This window comes from Stenotrophomonas sp. YJH_SMC_6, from assembly GCF_059371335.1.
The window spans coordinates 116471-138431 of the sequence record NZ_JCAFUM010000003.1 but is presented as its reverse complement, the minus strand read 5'-3'; the positions used below and the strand labels follow the sequence as shown (position 1 = coordinate 138431).

Genomic DNA, 21961 nt, shown 5'->3' with positions numbered 1-21961 from the left:
TGTTTCTGGCGTGCACGCACGCCCTGCCCCACGCAGACACCGTTTCTCAGCAAAGGACTTCCGCATGATCGCCGCAGCAGCACCCGCCGCCCCCGCCGCAACGCCCTGGTTCCACTCGCTCGACTGGGAACGCCTGCTGGAAACCTACGGCGTGCCGTTGCTGGCCGCGATCGTGGTGCTGCTGGTGGGCCTGTGGGTGGCACGTCGCTTGTCCAATGCAATGCCGCGCGCCACTGCGCGCATGGGTGTGGACCCGATGCTGGGAAGCTTCCTGCGCAACGTGGTGTATGCCGCCTCACTGGTGATCGTGGTGGTGCTGGCCATCGGCACGCTGGGCGTGCAGATCACCCCGCTGCTGGCCGTGCTCGGCACCGCTGGCCTGGCGGTCGGTCTGGCATTGAAGGATTCGCTGTCCAACATCGCCTCGGGCGTGATGCTGGTGACGCTGCGTCCGTTCCGCGTGGGCGATGTGGTCACCGTGGCCGGCCAGACCGGCACGGTGCGCGAAGTGCGCATCTTCCAGACCGTGCTTACCGGCGCCGACAACCAGCACACCACCATTCCGAACACGCTGATCACCGCCGCGCCGATCATCAACCTCACCGCCGAGCCGACGCGCCGCGTCGAACTGGTGATCGGCATCGGCTACGAAGACAACATCCAGCTGGCACGCGACACCGCGCTGGCGCTGATGAAGGCCGATCCGCGTGTGCTGCAGACCCCCGCACCGGACGTGGTGGTCTACGAACTGGGCGCACACGCCATCAACCTCGGCATCCGCTGCTACGTGAAGTCGGCCGACTGGTTCGGCACCAAGGTCACGCTACTGGAGCAGCTGAAGCTGGGCTATGACAAGGCCGGCATCAACATTCCGTATCCGCAGCAGGACATGCACCTTTACCTGCATGGCAAGGATGGTGGCGTGGTTGAGGCCGACGCGCTGGTGCGCGACAAGCCGTGATCCGGCAGTGGAATGCCGGCCAGCGGCCGGCACTACCCCTCGCCGCCTGACTGAAATGCCGGCCAGCGGCCGGCACTACCCCCCTCGCCGCCTGACTGAAATGCCGGCCAGCGGCCGGCACTACCCCCCTCGCCGCCTGACTGAAATGCCGGCCAGCGGCCGGCACTACCCCTCGCCCACTGGTAGTGCCGGCCGCTGGCCGGCAGCCTCCAGAATCAGGCAGCGACGCTCTCTTCCAGCGCCGGGTAATCAGTGAAACCCTCCGCACCACCGCCAAAGAACGTGGCGCGATCCGGCGGATTCAGCGTCGCACCCGTACGCAGGCGCTCGGGCAGATCCGGGTTGGCGATGAACGGCCGGCCGAAGCCGATCAGGTCAGCCCAGCCTTCGGCCAGTGCCTGCTCGGCGCGCTCGGCGGTGTACTTGCCGGCGTAGATCAGCGTACCCGGGTAGACCATGCGCAGCGCCTGCTTGAACGCCACCGGCATCGGCGGTGCATCGTCCCAGTCGGCCTCGGCAATGTGCAGGTAGCCCACCCCCATCTCACCGAGCAGGTGTGCGGCAGCCAGATAGGTCGCCTGCGGCGTATCGTCCACCGCCCCCTGCAGCGTAGTCAGCGGCGCCAGGCGCACGCCCACACGCTCGCCACCGGCAACCTCGACCACCGCCTGCACCACCTCGCGCAGGAAACGCAGGCGATTCTGCAGTGAGCCGCCGTAGGCATCGGTGCGCTGGTTGGCCTGCGAATCGATGAACTGGTTGATCAGGTAGCCGTTGGCGCCGTGCAGTTCCACACCATCAAATCCCGCGGCCAGCGCATTGCGCGCAGCCTGCGCGTAATCGGCGACGATGCCCGGAATCTCGTCCTCGCGCAGCGCGCGCGGCATCGAGTGCTGGATCATCTCGCCCACACCGGCTTCGGGACCCGCCCCAGTCGGGTCGACGAACACTTTCACGCCTTCGGCGAGCAATGCCGAGGAAGACACCGGCGCCGCGCCATCGGGCTGCAGGGCCACATGCGAGACACGGCCGACGTGCCACAGCTGGGCGTAGATGCGGCCACCGGCGGCGTGCACCGCATCGGTCACCTGCCGCCAGCCCTGCACCTGCTCGGCACTGTGGATGCCCGGGGTCCAGGCATAGCCCTGGCCCTGCTGGCTGATCTGGGTACCTTCGCTGACGATCAGGCCGGCGCTGGCGCGTTGCGCATAGTAGGCGGCCATTTCCGCGGTGGCGACGTTGCCATCGGCGGCGCGCGAGCGGGTCATCGGCGGCATCACGATGCGGTTGGGCAGCGTCAACGCGCCCAGGCGGTGGGGGGTGAACATCATGGCGGCAATCTCTTGCGGGGGGAGTGCCGCAAAGGATGGGGATGCCGGCTGCCAGGCAACAGGCATGCACTGGCAAAACAATTGTTCCCTCGAGGCAAGGATCACCCGCCACGAGGGCTCATCCACGCATGGCGTGGCTCTACTCCAGCCTTGGCTCGATCCTTACCGCACCATGCGCCACGCGGTCATAGCAGGCGCGCACCACATCCTCACCGTACTTGCGCTCCAGCCGGCGCACGATGAAGTGGCCGCGCGCCATGTCCTGGTAGTAGTCGGTGAACATGGTATTGAGTGTTGCACCGGCGGCAGCACCGACGATCGGCACCGCCTGTGCGGCGAATTTCTCGGTGACCACCACGCCGAAGCGCGCCGCCACCTTTTCCACCATCTTCGCCAGCAGCTTTCCAGCTTCCTTCGGTGCCACGCCCAGGGTCAGGTCGCGGCCGGTCACCACACGCCCAGCCAGTTCGGCCGAAAGATGCCGCATCACGTCGGTGGTGAAGCCTCGGGCCAGGTAGTAGCCGGTCTCGCTGGCGTCGTCGCGCGGCGAGTTGCCACCGAGCGCGAACACCTCCAGGCACGCCTGCCGGGTGCTGAACTCGGACAGGTCGAAGCCCTCGCTGCGGGCCACGTCGGCCACGGCGCGCATCATGATGGTGGTCGACACCGGCAGTTCGATGAACAAGGCCGCGAAACCAAAGGCCCCGCCGACCGCGCCCGAGGTGGCTGCCGCCAGCTTGTGCCAACGGGTCGACGCTCCCTTGCCGGGCGAGTTGTCCATGCTCCACAGCGCCGCCTGTGCGGACTTGGACAGCGCCGCCTGCACCGCACCGTGTATGCGGCCGGAGACCGCCTTGGGCAGCGCCTTCACCGCGAACTCCAGCGGCGTGCCGACCAGATTGGCCATGCGCGCGGTGAGGGTCGGCGCTTCCAGCAGGGCCACCGCCCGCTGCAGGTCGGACCAGTCGCGGGCGTCGTGGGCAATGTCGCGGGGAAGCAGGATGGGCTCGTTCATGGCGCCGATCTTAGCGCCGGGGAGTTGAACGGTTCGTCGCGAGGCACGACAGAGGGGTCAGAGCCCTTGCCGCGGGAAGGGGTTCGGCCCCGACGCCTTGCCGGCCAGCGGCCGGCACTACCAGTTCGCGTGTCACCCGGTAGCGCCGGGCCTTGCCCGGCGTTGTTGTTCAGGCCGTGGGCAAGCCCGACAGCGCGCCCATGAACTGGCGGTAATGGCGCAGCTCGGCGATCGAGTCGTGCACGTCGCTCAGCGCGGTGTGGTTGCTGTTCTTGCCGACGCCGGCGGCCACGCTCGGCGCCCAGCGCTTGGCCAGTTCCTTCACCGTGGACACGTCCAGGTTGCGGTAATGGAAGTACTTCTCCAGGCGCGGCATCTGGCGGTGCAGGAAGCGGCGATCCTGGCAGATCGAGTTGCCGCACATCGGCGAAAGGCCGGCCGGGATCCACTGCGCCAGGAAGTTTACCGTCTGCGCCTCGGCCTGGCCGAGGGTGGTGGTGCTGCCCACCACGCGCTGCCACAGGCCCGAACGACGATGCTGGTTGCGGTTCCACTCGTCCATCGCCTCCAGCGTTTCCAGCGGATGATGGATGGCGAATTCCGGTCCTTCGGCCAGTACGTTCAGCTGGGCGTCGGTGACCACGGTGGCGATCTCGATGATCGAATCGTTGTCGGTGTCCAACCCGGTCATTTCCAGGTCGATCCAGATCAGTCGTTCGTTGGCCGCGCCGGTGTCCGCCATTGTGTCGCCTCGTTGCTGGGCAGGCGCGCGGCCTACCGGTGAAGGAAAGAGGCGCCCATCATACCCGTTCGCCCTTCAGCCCTCGCCGACGTGGTCTTCCAGCAGCAGCGGCGGCTTGCCACGCTTGGCGCGGAAATAATTGGTCAGGCGCGTACTGGCTTCCTTGGCCAGCACCCCGCCGTGGATCTCGACCCGGTGGTTGTGGCGGGCATCGCCGAGCAGGTCGAACACGCTGCCGCACGCACCGGTCTTGGGGTCGCTGGCGCCGTAGACCAGGCGCGAAACGCGCGCATGCACGATCGCCATCGCGCACATCGCGCACGGCTCCAAGGTCACGTACAGCGTGCTGCCAAGCAGGCGATGGTTGGCCAGCAGCTTTCCACCGGCCCGCATGGCCACGATCTCGGCATGCGCACTGGGGTCATGCGAGGCAATGTTGAGGTTCCAGCCCTCGCCCAGCAGCTGGCCGTCGGCGCCCACCAGCACCGCCCCGACCGGAATCTCGTCGAACTCACGCTGCGCGCGCTCGGCCAGGGCTAGTGCATGGCGCATCCAGTGTTCATCGGCGTCGTGCACCGGTACACCCAAGACATCGGTCATGGCGGTTCTCGCTTTTCAACTGGGCCAGGATGGCCGCCGGGGGCGCATTGTACGCCCGGGACCGTGCAGGCGCCGCTAGCGCGCGTCGAAGCGCTCGCGGGCCGCATCGAGCGCCGGGAAGTTGTGCTCGGCCCAGCGATCCAGGGCGGACAGCGTCTCGACCAGGCCGCGCGCGACCTCGGTCAGGCGGTACTCCACATGCAGTGGTTTGCTGCCCCGGTCACACCGCTCGACCAGCCCATTGCGCTCCAGCTGGCGCAGGGTCTGGGTCAGCACCTTCTGCGAGATGCCTTCGATCTTCCGCAGCAACGCGCCGTTGCGAAGCGGGCCCTGCGCCAATGCCGGCAGCAGCAGCATCACCCACTTGCCTGAAATCAGCGCAAGCGCATCGCGTGCCGAACAGTCGGCGGCATAGACATCCCCGGGAAAGGCCATGCTTACCTCAAGGTGCGTAATTGCCGGCGCATGCCGGCACCGCGAGGATGGTCGCACACTCGTCGAACACCTCGCCCCATGCGCGCCCTGATCCTGCTTGCCCACCCCGAGCCCCGCTCCTTCAATGCACATCTGGCCGCTCAGGCCGCCGAGCAGCTGCGGCATGACGCGCTGCAGGTGGACGTGGTCGACCTGTATGCGGAGGGCTTCGATCCGCTGGAAGCGGCTGAACACCATCCGCATCGCCTGCATCCCGGCCACTTCGACGCCCAACGCGAACAGCGGCACAGCGCCGAGCAGGGCCAGCTGCCCGTCGATGTGCAACATCACCTGCAACTGCTGCGGGCCGCAGACCTGCTGATCCTGCAGTTCCCGCTGTGGTGGTTCGCGGCGCCGGCCATCCTGAAGGGCTGGCTGGACCGCGTACTGGTGTACGGGCCGATGTACAACAGCCGCCTGCGTCACGAGCACGGAGCGATGCGCGGCAAGCGTGCGTTGCTGAGCGTCACCACCGGCTCATCGGCACGGGCCTGCGCAGTCGACGGCCGCGAGGGAGATACCCGGTTGCTGCTGTGGCCCTTGATGTACAGCCTGCGCTACGTCGGCTTCGACGTGATGGAACCGCACGTGGTGCACGGCGTGCGTTCCGGGCTGGCAGCGGAGCGCATGCAGGCACACGACGAGGCACTGGCTGCAGCAACCCACCACTACCGCGAACGCCTGGCGCAATGGCCGCAGTGGCCCACCGTGCCCTTCAACGACAGCAGCGATTTCGAGGACGGCGTTGTGCTGCGCGCAGAGGCCACTACCTACAGCCCCTTCATCCGCCATCGCAACGCCGGATGAATCCACATCTGCGCGCTGGATCGGGACGCGCCATACTACGCATTCTTTGCAAGCACCTTGGCGAACCCATGACCACCCTCCGCCCCTCCCGCGCCGACGACGGCGCCGCTCTTGTCGACCTCTGGCGTCGCGCCGTCGACGCCACCCACGACTTCCTCAGTGCCGAAGACCGCATGGCCATCGATGCCGAAGTAGCCGGTTTCCTGCCGCAGGCGCCGATGACCGTTGCTGTCGACGCACAGGATCGCCCCCTCGGATTCATGCTGATCGACGGCACCCACATGGAAGCGCTGTTCATTGACCCGGACGTGCGTGGCACCGGGGTTGGTCGCCAACTGTTGCAGCACGCGTTGACCCTGTGCCCACAGCTGAGCACCGACGTCAACGCACAGAACGCGCAGGCCGTGGGCTTCTATCTGCGCATGGGCTTCGTCGAAACCGGACGTTCACCGCTGGATTCGCAAGGCCGTCCGTATCCGCTGATCCACCTTCGGCACAACGGCTGACATCCGTCGACAGCAGCCACGTGCTAGCGTGGCTGCTTTCGACCAAGGAATGCCGCATGGATGGTGCAAAAGCCCTGTTGACCCTGTTTGCGCTGGGCATCAGCCTGGTCTGGATCCTGGTGCCGTTCGCCATCTTCGCCGTGCGCAACCTGCTGCGTGAAGTACTGGTCGAGCAGCGCCGTACCAATGAACTGCTTGAACACATCGGCGGTTACCGCATTCCGAAGCCGCAACCCGAACCGACCGTCTGGCGCGCGCCCTGAGCAGAAACGTGCCAGGCCCGGATCAGGCCGTCGCCTCGAAGGCCGGTGAGTACTGCACCTCGCCCTGTGCCAACGGAGGCTGCAGGCAAAGTGCCTGGAAGTACTCCGGCGGCACACCCGGCAGCACCAGGCCCGGCTCGGCACAGAAGCCGAAGCGACCGTAATAGGCCGGCTCGCCCAGCAATACACAGCCATGTGCGCCCTGCTGACGCAGTGCTTCAAGTGCGGCATGCATCAGGGCCGCACCGATGCCCTGCCCCTGCCAGGCAGGCAATACCGAAATCGGCCCCAGGCCAAACCAGCCCGTGCTGCCATCGCTGATCGTCACCGGCGACACCGCCACATGGCCGATCACCTTCCCGTCCATCTCGGCCACCAGCGAAACGCTCAGCTCCCCGCGCGCGCGCAGGGCGTCGACGATGAACTGCTCGGTATGGCTGCTGTGCGCAGCGTTCCGGAATGCGGCCTCGGTGAGCGCATGGAGGGTGGCGTGATCATCAATGGCTTCGGCACGGATGGTGTGGTTCATGGCGTAATTCTCGCTTGCGTGAGAGTCGCGTGAATTGGCGACCGTTGTCACAAATTGGCGGCGAAATGTCGAACGCGAAGCGCAATCGCCTGGCCGACCCCGAATCGCCTGTGCCGCAATCGATTCGGCGACGCTCCCGAACGCTGAATGCGTCAAAATTCCGTCGCGGACACCTTGCCGTAGCTGGCGCCAGGTTTCCAGAACACTCCATAATCGATAGACCTGTCACCAGGGAAGGATATATGGACACGGATGCACGATGCAGGATGCCGCCATGGATGTAGCCATGCCGACACGTGAGGGACGCCATCTGGTACCGATGGGCCTCTTGCTGGCGCTGACGGCCTGCTCGCCTTACGCGGACGCAGAGCGTGACGTCGCCGCAGGTGGACGCGGCCTGGCCAAGCTCAACCCGTCACCGCAGCAGGGCTACGAGCTGGTACTGACCCTGAAGGATGCCCCCGGTCCCTTCGCGGTGGTCGAGGGCGTTGCCCAGTACGACGTCAGCAACCACAGGGACTGCGGCCGGGTCCTGTGGGCGACCGGTACCGCCAGCCGTATCACCAGCCAGGAGTTGGTGGAACTACACAAGGTCGACGAGAACGAATACCGCGGTACGTTCTACCTCGACCGCATGCAGGACGAGGATTACTACGGGCGTGGCGTCTGCCATTGGACGTTGACGGGTGTCGGTGCGATGTTGCGCGCTACGACCGGCGAGGCGGATACGCGATTCCTTACGTTCGTCGACAAGGAGCGCATGGAGAGCGACTCACCTCTTACGCTTTATTACCCAAACCTTATCTATCCGCGCGCCGACACTGTCGCCAACTTTGGCGCCAGTGGCGAGGAAGATCCGTCGGGGTACAGCGAAGATCTGCGCGACGCGCTGTTCTCAACCACCACCACTGTGCAGAAGCTCGTGCCATGAGCTGCCAGTTCAACAACCCCTACCCCCAAGGAGGCCGACATTGCGCCACAAGATGATTCCGTGCCTTGCTCTGCTTCTATTGACCGCCTGCAACCCGGAGACCGCCATGAACCAGGAACGTGCCGCTGCTGAAGCCGATGTCGCCCAGGGCGGGCGCGGCCTCGCCAAGCTCAACCCCACCCCGCGCAAGGCCTATGAACTGGTATTGCGCCTGAAGGATGCACCCGGCGACTTCGCACTGGTCAAGGGCGTAGCGCAGTACGACGTCACCAACGAGGATCAGTGCGGCCACATCGAGCCGGCCACCGGCACAGCTGCACGTATCACCAGCCAGGAACCGGTGGAGCTGCGCAAGGTCGCTGAGGGCGAGTACCGCGGCACGCTATATGTGGACCGCATGCTGGATGAGGACTACTACGGTCGTGGCGTCTGCAAGTGGGAGTTCACCGGTGCCGGGGCAATGCTGAAGGCGACGGGTGCCGAAGAAGAGACCCGCTTCCTCACCTTCGTCGACGCCAAGCCGCTGACCGAAGGTGGCGCCCATACGCTCTACTATCCGGATCTGGTCTATCCGAAGGCAGATCGCGTTCCCAACTTCCCAGCCAGTGGCGAGCCCGATCGCAGCAACTACGCCGCTGATCTGCAGGACAAGCTGTTTACGATCACCCTCTCCGCAAGTGAGGTCGCGCCGTGACCATCACCTCTCAGGACTACGCCGCGTTATCCAATGACGCCTACAAGGATCGGGCCGTCGGCCGACGTGAACCCGGCCAAGAAGAAAAAGTCACGTTAAACGGCCATGAGTACAAGATACTTGAGCATGTCAACAATCGTCTTAACGGCTATCAGGGCACCGTCTATCAGCGCGTAGACACCAAAGAGATCGTCATTGCGCATCGTGGCACCGAGCAGATCGCTCGCGATGCGATTCTGACCGACGGCGGCATGGTGGTTGCGCGCACCAACGTGCAGGCGCCTGACGCGATTGCTTTGACACAGAGGACGCTCGAAGGCGCCGCGCTTCAATCCCGCTTGAACGGTGTGCCCGCGCCCCAGGTCACCGTCACCGGTCACTCCCTCGGCGGCGCTCTTGCCCAGATCACCTCGCACCACTTCAACGTCAAGGGCGAAACCTTCAATGCCTACGGCGCGGTCAGCCTAAGCTATCGCATTCCGGAAGGCGGCAACACCATGATCAACCACGTCATGGCCTCCGATCCGGTCAGCGCCGCGTCACCGCATTTCGGCCAGGTACGCATCTATGCCAAGCCCGACGAGATCAAGACGCTCGCGGCAAACGGCTTCAGCAATCACGCCCTGCGTGATCTGATTCCGGACCGCCCGATCATCGCGGCCACCAGCTCGTTCGGTGCGCACAAGCTGGGCAACTTCCTCAACGAAGGCTCGGTGCTGAAGCACCCGGAAACGCAGAAGCTGGCGAAAGACAACGCCAAGATGATCGAGGAGTATCGCGACGACGTCGAGTCACTGCGTCGCGGCGTCACCCGCGCTGCACGCGGCATCCCGGGCGGCGCCATCGATCTGTACGACCACATCCGCGGCCCGCTGCAGCCCGGTGAACCGGCACGCCGCGAAGCGGAGAAGAATGGCCATCACACCAGCATGCTGCGCATGGACGATGCCAACCACCTGGGTAACCCGCTGTTCAACGACGCGATCCGCGGCGTGCACGCACATGACGTGCGCGTTGGCCGCGTGCCGGACGTGATGAGTACGCAGCTGGCGGGCAGCCTGGCGGCGGAGATGCACGCTGCAGGCGGCAAGCGCATCGACGAAGTGGTGATGAACGCCGATGCCTCGCGCAGCTTCGCCGTGCAGGGCCAGGGCGGTGACCCCGCCCACCTTCGCGTGTCGGTGGATACGGCAGTGGCGATGAACACGCCGCTGGAACAGAGCAGCCAGCGCATCGACCAGCAGGCTGCAGGCCAGCGCCTTGCGCTGGAGCGCGACCAACAGCTGGAACAGCAGCAGCATCAGACCCGCAGCCTGCAGGCCTGATGGACAGCGCGGGAGCCGGTCATTCCGGCTCCCGCCTCAGCACCGTGACTCAGGGGCTGGTGGCCGCGACCGGTGCAGATGCACTGGCGGTCACGAACAGATCCGGCCCGGAATCCGGGAAGCCGCCGCAGGCGCGATCGCCCGGCGCGACCGGATCACACGGCCACTGGCTGCGCGGGACCTTGTCGCGCAACTCGAAGTGATCGCCGGTCCAGACCACGAAGGCAAGATGCTCGCGGTTCCAGTCACTGAACGCACGCGCCCCACCCTTCGGCACCGTCTCCGGATACTGCACGAACCAACGCATGGCCGGCCCGAACTGCAGCTTGCTGTGATCCAGCGTGATCCTGCCCCCACGCGCCAGCTGGCGTGCGCGATCCGCCTCGGTCACCTGTGGCATGGCCGGCATCGCTTCGGCGGTAACATCCCTCGGCGGCGCATCGCCACGCACCTGGTACACACGCTGGCCCACATAGGCCTCGCGGCAGCTACCCGCTGGCACACGTACCGGCTCCGCGCTGTAGTCATCGCGGTTGGCGACCTGGTCGCTGCAGGTGAACGGCGCGGACACCAGGTAGAACGTGCTGTCGGCGTCGCGCCCTTCCAGCGAGCGCACCCAGACGTCGCCCATCCGCACGATGAAGTCCGGGCGCTGGCCGTACCCAGGCACCGCCTTGAACCAGGCCTTCTGCTGTACCTCTCGCTCGCGCCAGTTGCGCGGCAGGTGGATGTCCTGCTCGGGCAGCGCAACCAGCAGAGCGGCCAGATGCGCCGGCATGGTGCCCTGGCAGGCGCCGGTCAGCAGGTCGCCCTGGGTCGCCAGTCGCCCGGCCAGATCCACCGGGCAGCGGGCACCGAGCGCCCGCTCGGTCGCCCGCTCGGGCGACAATGGCACGATGGCCAATGCGGGCGGTGCGGGTGATACCGCCGGAACGGTTGGCTCGGCGGTAGCAGGCGGTGCCGTTCCTGCGGGCGCATCAGCGATCGCCTGTGCCGTGGCGTGCGTTTCCGCGACGTGCGACGCTGCCTCCTGAGCCTGTGCCGAGGCTGCGGCAAGTCCAAGTGACAGCAGCCAGAGCAGCGGCAGGCGGCGCGCGGATGCATTGCAGCGGGCAGCGGCCTGCCGGGCATTCAAGGGAACGATTCGCATGTGGTGTCCTTACGAGTGGGTTTCCATGTCGGCGCCACAGGGCGCCACGCGTCGTACGCAAAGCACCGGCGGGCACCCTGCCCGCCAGCATCAAGTGCTACAGGGATCGGGAACGCTGCTCCTGCTCGCGGGCGAGCGCGGCCGTCGGATCCTGCTGCGCAACGCTGGCCGCCAACTGCTGGCTGCTCTGCGCCAGTGGCTGCTGGGAGGCCTGCTCCCGGTCAACAGACGCACGTAGCATGGCCGGATCACCCAGCGCGCCCTGCACTGCAAACAGCGTACGGCCGTCGTTGCCCGCCAGCAGATGATCGATACGCGACAGGCCGGCCTTCTGCGCCCCCAGCGCCAATGCGCCAGCGGTATTGTCGAGCTCCTGTGCACTGCGCAGTCCACTTTGTGGCCCCATCTGCTGCAGGTGCCGGCGCGCATCCTCGAACAATGCGTTGCCGGGCTCACCGGCATGCGACATGTCGCGTGCAACGGTCTGCGCCGGCGCACCGACTTCGCCGCGATCCAGTCGCGCCATCACGTCCGGCGTCAACTTCTGCTGCCAGACCTCAAATCGTTGCCGGCGCGCCTCGATGCCATTGAGCGCGCCGTTGAGCGCATAAGTTGCTTCGCGCACATCATGGCGCGCCCCCTCCGGCACCCGTGTCTGCCACTGCCATACGGCAATACGGCCTGCGTGCTCGGGCTGCGCTGCCAGCTCCGGGTGATTCACCAGGTCCAGATCCAGCGCCTTGCCGGCACGCTCGTAATTCTCCTTGCCGACCAATGGCAGATAGCCGCGGCCGTGGTACTTCAGCGCGTCACCAGGCGCGTCGTTGCCCATGCGCCCGCCGTACATCAGCTCAGCCAGGTTTTCCGGCCGACCACGCAGCGCTTCCTGGCGGGCGCTCTCCAACGCTGCGTTGCCATTGCGCCACGCAGCCTCCACCGGGATCTGCGAGATTCCCCGGGTGAAGTTGAAGCTCTCGTTGAGCCGGCTCAAGCCGCGCGACTCGTGCCCTGCCTGGGCCATGAAATTGGCCAGTTCAAGCGGGGAGTCGATGCCGGCTTTGGTCGCCTGTCGCAACAGCTGCGACTCTCTATCGGTCGACACAGTGCAACTCCTGAATCTTCATCAGCGCGGATTCCCTTCCGCCGGTTGGAGCTTGGCTCATGGAAGCGACACCTCGGCAACACTGGATGGGTCGAAGTCCTCGAACCTCACCCTGCCCAGCTCCGCCGCCGAGTAATCCCGGATGTTGGTCGCTTCGGTCTCGATATCCACGACCTTGCGTCTCACCCCGTCAACCCAGCAGGCCTTGTCCGCGGGCGCATAGCGGAACCGGTAGGTGCTGCTCCAGCGCTCGCGGCTACCGCCATTGGTGATCACGCTGAAGGTGCCCTTCTCGACCATTGCATACGCAAAAGGGTCGCCGGCCAGGCCACCTCGGGTGGAACACGGCACCAGCTTGTCGTTGCGCGCGGCCAGCTGCCAGCGCCCGCGCCCATCACCGCGCAGCAACAGCAGCACCCGGTTTGGCCCGTGCTGGCCGGGCACCAGCCCTTCCGGCGTCGGCTGGTCGATGACCAGCAGCTGATACTCGATGCCATCGCCGTTGAGTTCGCCCCTTACGGCTTCCAGCAGGTTCGCACCGGACGGAACAAATGCCAGGGCATCGTCCATGTGTGCGCCAACCCTGTCTTCCATCCCCTCCCACTCCTTCAATGTGGTCATGCCGATACCCGCCTCCCTGCCCAGCCGGAACGCGTTCCGGCTTATCCGCGCCTGCGCGGACAGGGATCATAGCCTTGCGTACGGCAAGACCGCGATGATGGCGAGCGTTACCCGATGCAGGGGCTGACAGCGTCCTCATTGGACGGAAGAACCCCTGCATTCGGCGGCACTGGCGCGTCATTTTCATGACGCGTGGGGAGCTTACCGCGAGGCGTTCTGCCGCGTCGAAGTGCGAGGAAATCGAAAAGCGGAATTGATCACAGAAAACGGGGCTTAGCGTGAATGGCGCCTTACCTGATGAACAGATCCGCCGTGCAGGCCGTTCTGGCGATCCCGCATTGTCCCTGCGGCAGCTGCTTCCATGCCGCCTTCGCGTTGCATTGCTGCATCGCGACAATGACCGCCCCCTGTTCGGACATGGCGGTGGCGACGCTGGTGGTTTCAGTGCCCAGACCCGCGTGGGCGACCGCCACGCATTGCGCCTGGAACAGGGTCGCCAACGTACATTCGCCTTTCCCGAACTCCCTGCACTCCTTCATGGAAGCACGCTTGGCCTTGCCCCGCGAACGCATCGAGTTGCTGATGAAGGTATCGCCGCGGGCATCCATCGCCACGCCACGCACGGTCTGCGCCCAGTTGGGGCGATTGTTGTACGGGGAGCCTGAGCTGCTCACCGGAATGGGCGCACAGCCCTGTACACCCTGGCCACCGATGGGATACATGCCCTGCGGGCAGTTGCCTTCGGCGAGCGCAGTGAACGGCAGCAGGCCTGCAATCAGCAGACACGGAAGAAAAGCGAGGTGGATTCGTTTCATGGGGAGAATCATTCCTTTGCCCATTGTGAGAGGTGGGACGACCTGAGCGGACGATCGTTGCCCACTGTCGATGCTGGAGCCAAGAGAACAAACGGAGCTGCGCCCAAACACATGAAGCTTTCCGCCGCCATCGCGAGTTGCGCTGACTACCAGTCCGACAATCCGATCAACGGGTCAGAATGACTCATAGACCGGCTTCGTACAGTCCTCGTATGCAACCTGACACGCCCATCCACCGGTGTCGCCGCACGACTGCTGGGCAAACTTCCACGCTTCGGCGGCGTCCTCGGCGCTGGCCAGCAGGTCCGGGTTCGCGGGCAGTTCCCACTGCTCCAGGAACCGGGGCATACCCGCCAACCCCTTGATCGCCGATGGGTACTGGCCTGCAGGGCATTGGCCCTCCGCACAGGCGTTGCTGGCAACAAGTAATGCAGCAAACAGCAGAGCAGAAATTACGAAAGCTGAATCACCGCGCAAAGATCTGAAGTCGGCCCTTGCCTTGAATCTCCGTGTGATGTCACAACCGATCAGTCTTGCTGGAAGAAAGGCTTGGTACAGTCAGAATGGAAAACGGAGCAAGCCTGACTTCCCAAATCCTTGCAGTCCTTGGTTGCCCGCTCCTGCGCCTGTTCTTTCGTCGCCCCGGTGTTGAATCTCATGCCATTTTCCGGTCGTGCAGCCCGGACAACCGCATAGCACTGGTTGTAGTAGGTAAAAACGACTGTGCAGTCGGTAGCTCCGCCCTGCCGGCATCGTTCGACGGCTTGGCGCTCTGCCGAAGCCTTGGCCTGATGCCCAGTGGCGGAACCTGCATCTCCTCCAGGCGAGCTGGCGACAGCACCCCATGTCTTGACCCAGTACCCGGGATTCTCCTCGGGGACGCTCTGAGCCGCGCCGGGTATAGGTGCGCAGCCTCCAACGCCCTGGTCGCCAATCGGGTACTGGCCCCCAGGGCAACGACCTTCGGCATTGGCATTTTCAGTAACGACGAGCACGGCAAACGCCAACGTCAAAAACCCAAGAAATATTACCCAAATGCTTGAATCCGGCCATTGCCAAGACTTTTGGGACATCACTGTTGATCACTCGGTGGTCTGATGCTCCGCACCCGTCATCTTCCTTGAAGCCTTCCGCAGTGCTTCAAGCGACATCCAAAGAACGGGAGGCAACATGAGTCGCCATATCAGCCCTCCTGAAAGAAGGGCTTGGTGCAGTCCGAGTGGACGAACGTGCACTCCTGGCTTCCCGAATTCCGACAATCCTGCGTCGCCCTTTCCAGCGCCTGTTCCTTGGTAGCACCCGCGTTGAACATCGTTCCATTGTCCGGCCGGCCGGTTCTGATGGACGCATAGCACTGGTTGTAATAGGTGTACAGAACCTTGCAATCAGTTGCTCCCCAGTGACCGCAGCGCTCGATCGCCTGTCGCTCGGCCGAGGCCTTGGCCTGATGGCCAGTCGATGCACCCGCATCGCCATTCATGGATCCCGCAACGGCTCCCCACGTCTTAACCCAGTGCCCGGGATTCTCATCAGGCGCGCTCCGGCCTGCCCCAGGGATGGGAGCACAGCCGCCCACTCCCTGATCGCCGATCGGATACTGGCCCGGCGGGCAGCGACCTTCTGCTAACGCAGAATTGATGTATGCAGAACCCATAAACACGAAAGACAAGCAAAGATATTTCAGAAAACCGTTGGCGCTCATCGTCAGTCCAGCCTCTAATTTCCTTGATTGGCGTTCGCCGCGCCACGTTGACCAGGTGTGGTTCCTCCCGCCCCGCCCGTGCCGTCAAACACTCGGCCCAGACTGTTCTGAGGATTTGCTGCATTGTGGCCCGACGCGGCCTCCGGAGCCGCCGGCGGCGGAGCCGACATGCCCGGCGGACGACCATCGGCACTCGGCGAGGCACTGGCACCACCGCCTATCTGCGAATATGCCATGAAGGTGCCCAGGGTGCCCTGGAAGAACATCGCTGCCATTGGGGGTGTAGTCAGGATCAACGCGGTGAGGATCAGGCCCATGCCTCCCTGCTGCATCGCCTGGCTGGTCATGCCGTCGGACATGCTTTCCTTGAGGATGAATTCCTGCACCAGCGCTGTGGTCCAGAAAGTGGCCGCCACACGTACCACCATGTCCAGTGCGATGGAAACCATCGCTGCAAGTACGGCCATGGAGAACATCGTGCCGATGCCGTAGAACAGCCAACGTTGGAACAACTGCTTGGTCTGGTCGAACAACAGGCAGAGGATGAACAGGGGGCCAAAGCCGATGAACAGCGCCATGGCGATTTCATACAGCATCAGCATCGCACCAGCGGTGATGGCTGGACCTGCGGTGCCCATGCCTATGAAGAACAGTGCCCGCTTCTTGTCCTCCAGCAGCTCCCCGTCATTCATGATCTGGATGGCGTCGATACTGGAAAGCGCCACCTGCATCCATGCCAGGCTCTTGTCGATCTGAGCTTCGGGTGACTCGTTCGAGCCTGTCACGACCTTCGTGATTTCTGCCTTGACGTCGTGGGTGAGGAAGCTCTGAAGGTTGGTGCCGAAAGCGCCCATCGTGGTGGCCGCGCTGACGATCAACGCCGCACGCGCCATATTGGTCACCAATACCATCATTGAGTCCCGGCTGCGGCCGGTCACGATGCGGAAGCCCTGCACCAGCACCCACAGGGTCATGAGCGTGAGGGCGATGCCGCCGACCCACTGCATCATTTCCCCCATCATGTCGATGCCGAACTTGTTTATCTTGCTTCGCAGGAAGTCGAAGATGAACTTGAAGAACACGAAATCCCCGATCGACTGGACACGTGCAACGTGCCCCATCAAATCCTGGAATCCGCCATTGAAATCAAAATTGGCAATCGACCTGATCATTTCCGCAATCCCTTGATGTATCCCTACCGGACAACCTCGTGGAGCGGGTGCCTATGCACCTGCCCCAAGCGGCGTCAGTCGACGTGCAAAGCGCGTTCCAATGCAGCCGTCTTGACCAGCTGCGAGATGACGCCCGGCTTGCCCTTCAATGCCACGCGCGCCAGCACGCGCTGATTGGCCATCATTGACTCCTGATAGGCGTCGTAGGACCGCATGCGCGCCTCCCACTCCTGCTGCAGCTTGGAAATATCGTTTGCCGTACGCAGGGAGTCACTGTTCACGGCCGAAAGAGTTCCCGCAAGATTGCCATCGGCGCCGCCTCGCCAACCCATGATCTCAGACAACGACGCGTTGATGCTGGGAATGGTCTTCTCGATGAAATCCACCGTCTCGTTGCGCTTCCGGTTTTCCATCATCTGGATGTTGACGCACAGCTGCTGCTGCTGCGCGTAGAGATCACCGGAGGTATCCAGCACAAACTTCTTCAGCAAGCTGCCAGCGCTGAAGCCCGCCGACGTACGGCAGAGGTCGGCGACCATATAGTCGTCTGGAACCCGCTCCAATGTGGCGCCTGGCGGCAAGCCGAAGTTGTTGATCATGCCCTGGATCTGGACAAGCGCATTTTGGTACTCCTGGAACGTCCTTCTCCACCGAGTTACCTGAGCCGCGTACTCCAGCCCGTCAGCCTTCATTTGCGCCTTCCCTTGGGCAAAGTCCTTCAGCGCCTGCATGAGATTACTGAGGTCGAAGACAGGGTAACCACCGGCCGAAACCGACGTGGTGGAGAACATGACCATGCTCCCCAGCAGGATGGCTGCCAGGCGCTTCTGGCGCAGACCGCGGTGGCGCTTGTGATTTCGGGATGTCATGCTCATGTTCTTCTCCAGGGGAATGGATTTCATTCGGCGCTGTCTGATCCAGGGCTTTCAAGCCGCATCGGTTTCGGCAGAGGCCTTGGCTTTACCAGAGCCCTTTCGGTTCTTGTAGAAGTCCTCCAGCCACTGTTCCGGCGTGAGTTCGTCCACGGTGATCCGATTGCGGACTGCAGCCGTCTGCAGCACCCGATGCATGATGTCGATGTTGTCGGTCGAGGCCGAGATCACCGACAGGATGTCGTCCATGCCACGCAGGTTGAGCTGGCAGACACTGGAAGCATGGCCCTGCTTGACCAGGAAGCAGCGCGAGCGCTCGTCCAGTGCCGTGACCACCTTGAACTCCGCCTCGGTCAACTTCAGGCCATCCATGTAGTCGCTCTTGCTGGCGTTCGGGTTCGGCAGCAGGATGAGCGTGGCGGTCTGCTCGATCAGGGCAGCGGAGATATCACTCTTCAGCGCGTCTTCCGGGCTCTGCGTGGCGAAGATGCCCAAGCCGTTCTGCTTACGGATGGTCTTCTGCTTGTTCTTCGCGAACTCCTTCAGGCCACCCTCGCCGTCCAGGATCTTCCAGAATTCGTCCATTACATAGATCAGCGGTCGACCGTCGATCAGCGATTCCAGGCGGTGCAGCAGGTAATTGATGACCGGCACGCGCACTTCGGGATTGTCGATGATGTCGGTGTAGTCGAAGCCGATGATGTTGGCCTTGCTCAGATCCACCGTATCGATCGGATTGTCGAAGACCCAACCCAGCGAATTGCCCGAAGTCCAACGGCGCATGCGCGCATAGAGGCCGTCGTCGCCCATGTTGGGCAGGCTCTTCTGGAAGTTGGTCATGCTGCGCAGATGCATCGGCGTATCGAGCATGCTCTCCACCGCACGGTAGATGTCCTCTTCCTCGCGGGCGCTGTACTCGCGCTTGCCGGCCAGCACCTTGATCAGGTCGGCCAGGAACTGCACGTTCGCTTCGTTGTTCTCGCACTGGAACGGGTTGAAGCCGGTCGGCGCACCGTTCTCCAGGGCCAGATAATTGCCACCGCAGGCACGCACGAAGATCTCCGCACCGCGGTCCTTGTCGAAGAAGAAGATGGTCGGTGACGGCTCATACTTCTGAACCTGGCTGAGCAGGAAGTTGATCAGCGCGGTCTTGCCGGTACCGGACTTGCCGATCACCATGGTGTTGGCGATCGCCTTCTCACCCAGCGAATTCTCGGATGGATGGGTGGCATGGAAATTGAAGTAGTACGGCTGGCCGTTGGTGGTCTGCAGCGTGGTCACGCAGTCGCCCCACGGGTTGTTGTGCTGCTTGCCCGTGGCGAAGTTGTGCAGCGGCGACAGGCCGAGGAAATTCAGCGAGCTGACGTTGGCCAGCCGCGTGCGGAAGCGCCAGTTGGCCGGCAGCTGCGAATAGAACGACGAGGTGACTGCCAGGTCCTCCTTGGTCGACACAAAACCGGCGTTCGACAGCTCGGCACGGGTCGAGGCCACGTTCTGCGACAGCTTCGCCTGGCTGTCGCCATACACCGCGATGATGAAGTGGTATTCGCCCAGCACGAAGTTGCCTGACGACAGATGATCCATCGCCTGGTCGAGTTCGACGATCTGACTGACCGCCTTGTCGCCCGAGGAGATCATCATGCCCTTGGTCCGGTCCAGCACCTTCAATGCGTCCTGGCGCCCCATCGGGCTGAACGAATGGGTGATGACGTACTCGTAGTCCAGATACTTCAGACCATTGAGGATGCCCGGATAGGTCCCCTCGGCATATTCCTTGATATTCAGGATCGCGCCGAAATGGTTAACGCCATTGGGCGTATTGATCACGAAATCGCCGGTCTTGGCCGAGAACATATGACGGCTGACCGGAAGATAGTCTTTCACAGGCGCCGACAGCACCGGTACCGGCTCATCGATGCGGTTGATCAGGTAGCCGAACAGCTCAAGCGTTTCGGAAAACACCACGCCGTTCTTGGCTTCGTACATACCGAGCCGGTAAGGCGCGTAGTCGCGGATCACAGCCTCGACGTTGCCGGCGAGCTCCATCAGCTTCTCGACGGCCTGCTCCTGCTCTGCGCGCAGCTTGTCCACGTTCGCGGACTTCTCCACGAAGCGCTTTCCCGCCACCACCGGGCGATAGATCATCGTCAGGTACAGCTCGTTCTGCATGATGCGCTGGGAGGACAGCATGCCCATGTACTGGTCGGACACATCCTGGTTGAAGCGCTGCTTGTAGTAGCTCTTTCCCTTCAGGGTGCGACGGCGCCGGATGTCATGCACCCAGAAGGCAACGTTGACGAAATCCGGCGCGCGCAGCGTCTGCAGCAACCGGTTGAAGGTGTTGTGCCGATGCTCAAGCTCCCATTCTTCGCGCCCCACGAACGGCAGCCCTTCCAGGTGCCACGTCAACAGGTAGTCGCCGCCCGTGGTCTTCACCACATTCGGAGCCACGTGCGACGACAAGGGGATGAATTCGCTGATGGAGGTATCTGGGTTGAACATACGACTGCTTCCAAAAGGTACTGCCGACAAAGATGCGGAGTTGGCCAGGCGGGCGCTCAACGCCCGCCTGGCCGGATCCAGCCCTCAATCCCTGGGGGCTGGCTTGTTGCGGTAGTGATTCGGGTTGAACACCCACATGCCATCATGCTCCTGCACGTTGCGCACCTTGAGCTTGAACATCAGGCGCAGGCCCAGCAGGCGGAAGATCATCTCGTCACGCTTGGCCATCTGCCGCATGATGAAAATGGCCACCGGGATGGTCAGCAGAAACCAGAAGTTCGTGTACATGCTCAGCAGCAACAACCCACCCGCCACCATGAAAAATGGCAGGTAGGGAACGCCCAGGAACATCGCTGGGCGCGTGCATCCCCGGAACAGGACGTTCTTATGCACTGTAGTACTGGACGGCGTGCTTGATCATTTCGAACGCCATGCCAGCGCCGTCGCCACCACCGACCTTTTCGCAGCTGCCAGCCTCCTTGCCGAGCAGCATGCGCGCGATCTGGCCTGCCGCGCCGATCAGCACACCGCCGATGAGGATCGGGGCCACGTCACCGATGCGCTTGTGGGCAAACGCAATCTGGTAACCGGCGAAGATCACGGCGATCGTGACCACGGCGATCGAGGCCATGTTCAGCAGACCGTTGATGTTGGAGAAGAAGCCGCAGACCTTGCCATCGGTACCACCGAAGTCAGTGCCGGCCAGGGCCTGCGGAGCGAACACAGCACCGGCGAATGCGACGGCCATCAGCATGGTCTTCAGCGTGCGCTGGGCCTGGACGAGGTCGAGATTGAATCGCTTCATGGATTGATTTCCTTGTTGATGGACTAACACAACTGAATCGACCAGCCGGGGGACCGGTCGCACCACGACTTCGTCAGAACACGAAGGCCGCATCCCCTGCGGGAATCTGCTGCACCGGCGCACGGGGCGCCGGTGCGTTGTAGAAATTCTGGGTGTCCGCTGCCGGCGCGTTACGCTCATTCCACGGGCGCAGCATCACCGGCGCGTTCGCGCCGGCAGCCATTCCGGGAAGCTGTTGCGGCATGGCTGCCCCACCCTGCGCCGCACCAGGCTGCTGATACGGCTGCGGAGCCTGCTGCGGCATATCGTTTCCGCCCTGCGCCTGTGGCTGCATCATTCGATCGACCGAACCCAGCACCACGCGCGACACCGCCTGGTCGGCGATGTTCAGCAGGCTGCCGCGGGCCATCGCACCGGTGGATGGGTAAACGGTGTAGGCCCGGGCCGGGTCATTGGACGGCACGTACACCGGCGCACTGGCCTGGGCGACGATGCGTGCCTGGGCCGGCGAGGCCGTCTGCGGATGATGTTCGACCCTGACCACCCGACGCTCGCCGCGGCTGACCACGTCAATCGGCGCGACGCCGTTGCTTGCGACCTGCTGACCGCGGCGGATCGAGTCATAGATCTTCTGCACGTACCCGTGACGGAAGCCGGTCTCGAAGTTGCCCGAGTAGTAGCAGCTGAACGACTTGCCCCAGTCACCACCGGAGCGCTTGTAGCAATCGGCGAGGATGCGCGAACCAGCCTGCAGGTTCGGGCACTGCTGGAAGGCCTTCTCGTAGGAATCCAGCCCGTACTTGCCCAGGTTGTAACGGTTGACCTGGGCCAGGCCAATGGAGAAGTTGTAGCCCTTCTCCTCCAGCATGCGAACGGTGGCCAGCGCCTCGTCGAGGGCCTTGGGCTGGCGCACCAGGGCGCCGCCGACCACGCCGATGGCATAGGGGTTGCGCGACGATTCCACGTTGATGACGTGCTGCATCACGTCCATCGAGACGGCCATTTCCGGGCACGCCATCATTTCCAGTCCTGGCAGCATTGG

General features: G+C 63.7%; 26 protein-coding genes. 7 read left to right on the top strand and 19 right to left on the bottom strand.

Going from position 1 to position 21961, the window contains the following annotated elements; genetic code table 11:
* Positions 1-64: 64 nt before the first annotated feature.
* Entirely contained in the window at positions 65-961 is an 897-nt protein-coding gene (locus AC5P9N_RS04125) for a mechanosensitive ion channel family protein (protein ID WP_005410099.1), read from the top strand.
* 215 nt (positions 962-1176) lie between these two features.
* Here AC5P9N_RS04125 and AC5P9N_RS04120 read toward each other — a convergent pair whose 3' ends face one another.
* From AC5P9N_RS04120 to AC5P9N_RS04100, 5 genes are all read right to left on the bottom strand, one after another.
* The gene (locus tag AC5P9N_RS04120) at positions 1177-2292 is read right to left on the bottom strand and encodes an alkene reductase (RefSeq protein WP_012480623.1); all 1116 of its coding nucleotides are present in this window, start codon (positions 2290-2292) and stop codon (positions 1177-1179) included.
* A gap of 139 nt (positions 2293-2431) precedes the next feature.
* Positions 2432-3307 (bottom strand): EcsC family protein, encoded by an 876-nt coding sequence (locus AC5P9N_RS04115; protein ID WP_005413826.1) that lies wholly within the window; start codon positions 3305-3307, stop codon positions 2432-2434.
* A 169-nt stretch (positions 3308-3476) separates the two neighbouring features.
* The gene (orn, locus tag AC5P9N_RS04110) at positions 3477-4049 is read right to left on the bottom strand and encodes an oligoribonuclease (RefSeq protein WP_012480624.1); all 573 of its coding nucleotides are present in this window, start codon (positions 4047-4049) and stop codon (positions 3477-3479) included.
* Between the two features lie 75 nt (positions 4050-4124).
* Entirely contained in the window at positions 4125-4649 is a 525-nt protein-coding gene (gene tadA / locus AC5P9N_RS04105) for a tRNA adenosine(34) deaminase TadA (protein ID WP_005410103.1), read from the bottom strand.
* A 75-nt stretch (positions 4650-4724) separates the two neighbouring features.
* Positions 4725-5084, bottom strand: coding sequence for a winged helix-turn-helix transcriptional regulator (locus AC5P9N_RS04100; protein ID WP_005410104.1), 360 nt, complete (start codon positions 5082-5084; stop codon positions 4725-4727).
* 78 nt (positions 5085-5162) lie between these two features.
* Between AC5P9N_RS04100 and AC5P9N_RS04095 the strand changes: the two genes are divergently transcribed.
* From AC5P9N_RS04095 to AC5P9N_RS04085, 3 genes are all read left to right on the top strand, one after another.
* Positions 5163-5930, top strand: a complete 768-nt coding sequence (locus AC5P9N_RS04095; RefSeq protein ID WP_060380223.1) for an NAD(P)H-dependent oxidoreductase — start codon at positions 5163-5165, stop codon at positions 5928-5930.
* Positions 5931-5998: 68 nt separating this feature from the next.
* Entirely contained in the window at positions 5999-6436 is a 438-nt protein-coding gene (locus AC5P9N_RS04090) for an acetyltransferase (RefSeq protein ID WP_060380224.1), read from the top strand.
* 56 nt (positions 6437-6492) lie between these two features.
* On the top strand, positions 6493-6699 hold the full coding sequence (locus AC5P9N_RS04085; protein ID WP_005410107.1) for a hypothetical protein: 207 nt from the start codon (positions 6493-6495) through the stop codon (positions 6697-6699).
* Between the two features lie 22 nt (positions 6700-6721).
* On the opposite strand, the gene AC5P9N_RS04080 is transcribed toward AC5P9N_RS04085, so the two are convergent.
* Entirely contained in the window at positions 6722-7228 is a 507-nt protein-coding gene (locus AC5P9N_RS04080) for a GNAT family N-acetyltransferase (RefSeq protein WP_060380226.1), read from the bottom strand.
* A 274-nt stretch (positions 7229-7502) separates the two neighbouring features.
* Between AC5P9N_RS04080 and AC5P9N_RS04075 the strand changes: the two genes are divergently transcribed.
* Genes AC5P9N_RS04075 through AC5P9N_RS04065 form a run of 3 tightly spaced genes read left to right on the top strand, consistent with a single transcriptional unit; the run spans position 7503 to position 10178 of the window.
* On the top strand, positions 7503-8159 hold the full coding sequence (locus AC5P9N_RS04075) for a hypothetical protein (RefSeq protein WP_060381224.1): 657 nt from the start codon (positions 7503-7505) through the stop codon (positions 8157-8159).
* A 40-nt stretch (positions 8160-8199) separates the two neighbouring features.
* On the top strand, positions 8200-8853 hold the full coding sequence (locus AC5P9N_RS04070) for a hypothetical protein (RefSeq protein WP_012480629.1): 654 nt from the start codon (positions 8200-8202) through the stop codon (positions 8851-8853).
* Entirely contained in the window at positions 8850-10178 is a 1329-nt protein-coding gene (locus AC5P9N_RS04065; RefSeq protein ID WP_005410111.1) for an XVIPCD domain-containing protein, read from the top strand. The genes AC5P9N_RS04070 and AC5P9N_RS04065 overlap by 4 nt, the downstream gene beginning before the upstream one ends.
* Positions 10179-10227: 49 nt before the next feature.
* Here the strand turns inward: AC5P9N_RS04065 and AC5P9N_RS04060 are convergent, their stop codons facing one another.
* From AC5P9N_RS04060 to AC5P9N_RS04000, 13 genes are all read right to left on the bottom strand, one after another.
* A complete protein-coding gene (locus AC5P9N_RS04060) occupies positions 10228-11328 on the bottom strand; it encodes a hypothetical protein (RefSeq protein ID WP_099484040.1) in 1101 nt (366 codons plus the stop codon).
* 97 nt (positions 11329-11425) lie between these two features.
* Positions 11426-12430, bottom strand: a complete 1005-nt coding sequence (locus AC5P9N_RS04055; RefSeq protein WP_099484039.1) for an XVIPCD domain-containing protein — start codon at positions 12428-12430, stop codon at positions 11426-11428.
* Between the two features lie 57 nt (positions 12431-12487).
* Positions 12488-13024: a hypothetical protein gene (locus tag AC5P9N_RS04050; protein WP_005410114.1), complete on the bottom strand. Its 537-nt coding sequence runs from the start codon at positions 13022-13024 to the stop codon at positions 12488-12490.
* A 317-nt stretch (positions 13025-13341) separates the two neighbouring features.
* The gene (locus AC5P9N_RS04045) at positions 13342-13878 is read right to left on the bottom strand and encodes a DUF4189 domain-containing protein (protein WP_223846427.1); all 537 of its coding nucleotides are present in this window, start codon (positions 13876-13878) and stop codon (positions 13342-13344) included.
* A 162-nt stretch (positions 13879-14040) separates the two neighbouring features.
* Entirely contained in the window at positions 14041-14214 is a 174-nt protein-coding gene (locus AC5P9N_RS04040) for a hypothetical protein (protein ID WP_154329493.1), read from the bottom strand.
* 179 nt (positions 14215-14393) lie between these two features.
* The gene (locus AC5P9N_RS04035) at positions 14394-14939 is read right to left on the bottom strand and encodes a DUF4189 domain-containing protein (protein WP_164212582.1); all 546 of its coding nucleotides are present in this window, start codon (positions 14937-14939) and stop codon (positions 14394-14396) included.
* Positions 14940-15049: 110 nt separating this feature from the next.
* On the bottom strand, positions 15050-15568 hold the full coding sequence (locus tag AC5P9N_RS04030; RefSeq protein ID WP_223846428.1) for a DUF4189 domain-containing protein: 519 nt from the start codon (positions 15566-15568) through the stop codon (positions 15050-15052).
* 14 nt (positions 15569-15582) lie between these two features.
* On the bottom strand, positions 15583-16740 hold the full coding sequence (locus AC5P9N_RS04025; protein WP_099484038.1) for a TrbL/VirB6 family protein: 1158 nt from the start codon (positions 16738-16740) through the stop codon (positions 15583-15585).
* A gap of 74 nt (positions 16741-16814) precedes the next feature.
* A complete protein-coding gene (locus AC5P9N_RS04020) occupies positions 16815-17642 on the bottom strand; it encodes a hypothetical protein (protein ID WP_024958425.1) in 828 nt (275 codons plus the stop codon).
* Positions 17643-17666: 24 nt separating this feature from the next.
* Entirely contained in the window at positions 17667-20114 is a 2448-nt protein-coding gene (locus tag AC5P9N_RS04015; RefSeq protein ID WP_024958424.1) for a VirB4 family type IV secretion/conjugal transfer ATPase, read from the bottom strand.
* A gap of 84 nt (positions 20115-20198) precedes the next feature.
* A complete protein-coding gene (locus AC5P9N_RS04010; protein ID WP_012480639.1) occupies positions 20199-20507 on the bottom strand; it encodes a VirB3 family type IV secretion system protein in 309 nt (102 codons plus the stop codon).
* Complete coding sequence (locus AC5P9N_RS04005; protein WP_012480640.1) at positions 20500-20919, bottom strand: TrbC/VirB2 family protein; 420 nt, start codon at positions 20917-20919, stop codon at positions 20500-20502. Before AC5P9N_RS04005 ends, AC5P9N_RS04010 begins: the two co-directional genes overlap by 8 nt.
* Positions 20920-20992: 73 nt before the next feature.
* Positions 20993-21958: a lytic transglycosylase domain-containing protein gene (locus tag AC5P9N_RS04000; RefSeq protein WP_024958422.1), complete on the bottom strand. Its 966-nt coding sequence runs from the start codon at positions 21956-21958 to the stop codon at positions 20993-20995.
* Positions 21959-21961 lie beyond the last annotated feature (3 nt).

What these genes read in the sequence shown, in the direction of transcription:
- AC5P9N_RS04125 (WP_005410099.1), top strand. Translation starts at nt 65, where the DNA reads ATGATCGCCGCAGCAGCACCCGCCGCCCCCGCCGCAACGCCCTGGTTC.
- AC5P9N_RS04120 (WP_012480623.1), bottom strand. Translation starts at nt 2,292, where the DNA reads ATGATGTTCACCCCCCACCGCCTGGGCGCGTTGACGCTGCCCAACCGC.
- AC5P9N_RS04115 (WP_005413826.1), bottom strand. Translation starts at nt 3,307, where the DNA reads ATGAACGAGCCCATCCTGCTTCCCCGCGACATTGCCCACGACGCCCGC.
- orn (WP_012480624.1), bottom strand. Translation starts at nt 4,049, where the DNA reads ATGGCGGACACCGGCGCGGCCAACGAACGACTGATCTGGATCGACCTG.
- tadA (WP_005410103.1), bottom strand. Translation starts at nt 4,649, where the DNA reads ATGACCGATGTCTTGGGTGTACCGGTGCACGACGCCGATGAACACTGG.
- AC5P9N_RS04100 (WP_005410104.1), bottom strand. Translation starts at nt 5,084, where the DNA reads ATGGCCTTTCCCGGGGATGTCTATGCCGCCGACTGTTCGGCACGCGAT.
- AC5P9N_RS04095 (WP_060380223.1), top strand. Translation starts at nt 5,163, where the DNA reads ATGCGCGCCCTGATCCTGCTTGCCCACCCCGAGCCCCGCTCCTTCAAT.
- AC5P9N_RS04090 (WP_060380224.1), top strand. Translation starts at nt 5,999, where the DNA reads ATGACCACCCTCCGCCCCTCCCGCGCCGACGACGGCGCCGCTCTTGTC.
- AC5P9N_RS04085 (WP_005410107.1), top strand. Translation starts at nt 6,493, where the DNA reads ATGGATGGTGCAAAAGCCCTGTTGACCCTGTTTGCGCTGGGCATCAGC.
- AC5P9N_RS04080 (WP_060380226.1), bottom strand. Translation starts at nt 7,228, where the DNA reads ATGAACCACACCATCCGTGCCGAAGCCATTGATGATCACGCCACCCTC.
- AC5P9N_RS04075 (WP_060381224.1), top strand. Translation starts at nt 7,503, where the DNA reads ATGGATGTAGCCATGCCGACACGTGAGGGACGCCATCTGGTACCGATG.
- AC5P9N_RS04060 (WP_099484040.1), bottom strand. Translation starts at nt 11,328, where the DNA reads ATGCGAATCGTTCCCTTGAATGCCCGGCAGGCCGCTGCCCGCTGCAAT.
- AC5P9N_RS04050 (WP_005410114.1), bottom strand. Translation starts at nt 13,024, where the DNA reads ATGGAAGACAGGGTTGGCGCACACATGGACGATGCCCTGGCATTTGTT.
- AC5P9N_RS04045 (WP_223846427.1), bottom strand. Translation starts at nt 13,878, where the DNA reads ATGATTCTCCCCATGAAACGAATCCACCTCGCTTTTCTTCCGTGTCTG.
- AC5P9N_RS04040 (WP_154329493.1), bottom strand. Translation starts at nt 14,214, where the DNA reads ATGCCCCGGTTCCTGGAGCAGTGGGAACTGCCCGCGAACCCGGACCTG.
- AC5P9N_RS04035 (WP_164212582.1), bottom strand. Translation starts at nt 14,939, where the DNA reads ATGTCCCAAAAGTCTTGGCAATGGCCGGATTCAAGCATTTGGGTAATA.
- AC5P9N_RS04030 (WP_223846428.1), bottom strand. Translation starts at nt 15,568, where the DNA reads ATGAGCGCCAACGGTTTTCTGAAATATCTTTGCTTGTCTTTCGTGTTT.
- AC5P9N_RS04025 (WP_099484038.1), bottom strand. Translation starts at nt 16,740, where the DNA reads ATGATCAGGTCGATTGCCAATTTTGATTTCAATGGCGGATTCCAGGAT.
- AC5P9N_RS04020 (WP_024958425.1), bottom strand. Translation starts at nt 17,642, where the DNA reads ATGAAATCCATTCCCCTGGAGAAGAACATGAGCATGACATCCCGAAAT.
- AC5P9N_RS04015 (WP_024958424.1), bottom strand. Translation starts at nt 20,114, where the DNA reads ATGTTCAACCCAGATACCTCCATCAGCGAATTCATCCCCTTGTCGTCG.
- AC5P9N_RS04005 (WP_012480640.1), bottom strand. Translation starts at nt 20,919, where the DNA reads ATGAAGCGATTCAATCTCGACCTCGTCCAGGCCCAGCGCACGCTGAAG.
- AC5P9N_RS04000 (WP_024958422.1), bottom strand. Translation starts at nt 21,958, where the DNA reads ATGCTGCCAGGACTGGAAATGATGGCGTGCCCGGAAATGGCCGTCTCG.